Source organism: Luteimonas sp. 8-5, from assembly GCF_029763755.1.
Lineage (GTDB): Bacteria > Pseudomonadota > Gammaproteobacteria > Xanthomonadales > Xanthomonadaceae > Cognatiluteimonas.
The window spans coordinates 1-1,532 of record NZ_JARUVM010000117.1 but is presented as its reverse complement, the minus strand read 5'-3'; the positions used below and the strand labels follow the sequence as shown (position 1 = coordinate 1,532).

1 protein-coding gene and 1 pseudogene are annotated in these 1,532 nt (G+C 71.9%); one reads left to right on the top strand and one right to left on the bottom strand.

Going from position 1 to position 1,532, the window contains the following annotated elements; translation table 11 throughout:
* The coding region (gene rnd / locus QAA18_RS11050; RefSeq protein ID WP_279413006.1) for a ribonuclease D at positions 1–926 on the bottom strand (926 nt) is incomplete at its 3' end.
* A gap of 79 nt (positions 927–1,005) precedes the next feature.
* On the opposite strand from rnd, the pseudogene QAA18_RS11045 reads away from it, so the two are divergent.
* Positions 1,006–1,532, top strand: a pseudogene (locus QAA18_RS11045) (hypothetical protein); the annotation flags it as partial.

Sequence of the window (1,532 nt, the reverse complement as noted above, 5' to 3'; positions counted from 1 at the left end):
CCCACGGCCTCCTGCAGCTGGCGCATCAGGGCCTTGTCGCGGTCGTCGGCGCGCGCCAGCGGTGCGGCGTCCTCGTCCGGGAGCGGGGCCTGCATGGCCTGCCATATCGGATCGCCGAGGCTGCGCGGCGCCTTGGGCGTGGCTTCGAGCTGTCGCTGCAGCCCGGCACGGTCGGCGGGCGGGTGGCGCGCCAGCGACGTGGCCAGTTCGTTGTCCAGGATCCAGCTGCGCGGCTTGTCGCTGCGGCGCGCATGTGAATCGCGCCAGCGCAGCAGGCGCAGCAGCCGCAGCTGGCCCTGCCGGTCGAGGAACTGCGCGCTGCGCATGGCCAGGTGCGGCCACGGCTCGAGCTCGTCGTTTCGCGCGTTGTCGACCATGCGCATCGCGTCCTCCTCCAGCCACGCCGTCCGTCCCAGCGACTGCAGGCGCGCCGAGAGCTTGTCGTGCAGCGCGAACAGGTACTCCACGTCGTCGGCGGCATATTCGAGCTGCGCCGGCGACAGCGGGCGGCGCAGCCAGTCCGAGCGCGTCTCGCCCTTGGGCAGGGCCACGCCGAGCATGTCCTGCACCAGGCGCTGGTAGCCGGCGCCGCCGGCGACGCCCGCCAGTGCCGCGCCGATCTGGGTGTCGAACAGGGGGGCCGGTACGACGCCGCAGGCATGCTTGAACGCGATCAGGTCCTCGCTGGCGCTGTGCATCACCTTGGTGACCGCCGGATCGACCAGCATCGGCGCCAGCGCCGCGTCCATGCCGGGCACCAGCGCATCGACCAGGAGCACGCTACCGCCCTCCAGCGCGATCTGCACCAGCGCCAGTTTCGGCCACCAGGTGCGCTCGCGCACGAATTCCGTGTCCAGCCCCACCCGGGGCGGTGCCTTGGCCAGCCTGGCGGCCAGCTCGGTGGGGTTGCTGATCCAATCGCTCACGTTTTGCGGACTTCCTGTTGTAGCCCTGCACATTAACGGTTGCCGGCGGCGGCGCCTATGCCCTAAGTTGCGGTCACGTATGCGTGCAAGCCGACTGGCCGCCACCGCCGCGATCTTCCTGACCACCTGCCTGGCGATGGCGGGGTGCGGCCGCAATGAGGATTCCGGCGGCAAGCCGGCGCCTGCGGACGGCGCAGCCGCCGGCCGCGTGACGGTGGAGGGCGACGACCGGATCGCCGATTCGCTGACCTGGGACCGGCCGCAGGCGGCAGTACCCGAGGACGGCGTGGACGAGGCGCTCGAACGCGCACAGGCTGCGCTGGAGGAAGGACGCCTGTACGAGGATGCCGAGGCCGCGATTCCGCTGTATCTCGCGATCCTCGCCCGCGAGCCCGGCGAACGCACCGCGACCGCCGGGCTGCGCAAGGCGCAGGCTGCACTGCTCGCGCGCGGCAAGGCGGCGTTGGCCAATGCCGGCGACGATGTCGATGCGATGCGCCAGCTGCACGAGGCCGCGTCGGTGCTGCGCGCGATCGCGCCGGCCGACAAGGCGGTGCAGGACTACCTGCGCCAGGTCGACCAGGCCGATCGCCTGTGGGAGCTCAA